Source organism: Pseudoalteromonas sp. SIMBA_162 (assembly GCF_046535955.1).
Classification (GTDB): domain Bacteria; phylum Pseudomonadota; class Gammaproteobacteria; order Enterobacterales; family Alteromonadaceae; genus Pseudoalteromonas; species Pseudoalteromonas marina.
Genome location: NZ_JAWJBQ010000181.1, coordinates 1 through 327, shown reverse-complemented (window position 1 = coordinate 327; position 327 = coordinate 1). Strand labels below are relative to the sequence as shown.

General features: G+C 66.1%; 1 pseudogene. It reads left to right on the top strand.

The window, feature by feature from the left end:
• Window positions 1–327: pseudogene (locus R0J88_RS19260) on the top strand (hypothetical protein); the annotation flags it as partial.

The following is a 327-nucleotide window of genomic DNA, read 5'->3' as shown; positions in this document are numbered from 1 at the left end:
CGACCGCTTCGGCGGCATCCGCACCCTGCTGGGTATGTACAGCGTTGCAGCCATCTGCATTGCCGCAGTCGGGTTCAACCTGCCTTCTGCGGCTGCCGCACTGGCGCTGTTCATCAGCGCCATGCTTGGCTTGGGCGCTGGTAACGGCGCGGTATTCCAGCTGGTACCGCAACGCTTCCGCCAGGAAATCGGCGTAATGACCGGGCTGATCGGCATGGCCGGCGGTATCGGCGGCTTCCTGCTGGCGGCAGGGCTCGGCACCATCAAGCAGCACACCGGCGATTACCAGCTGGGGCTGTGGCTGTTCGCCAGCCTGGGCCTGCTGGC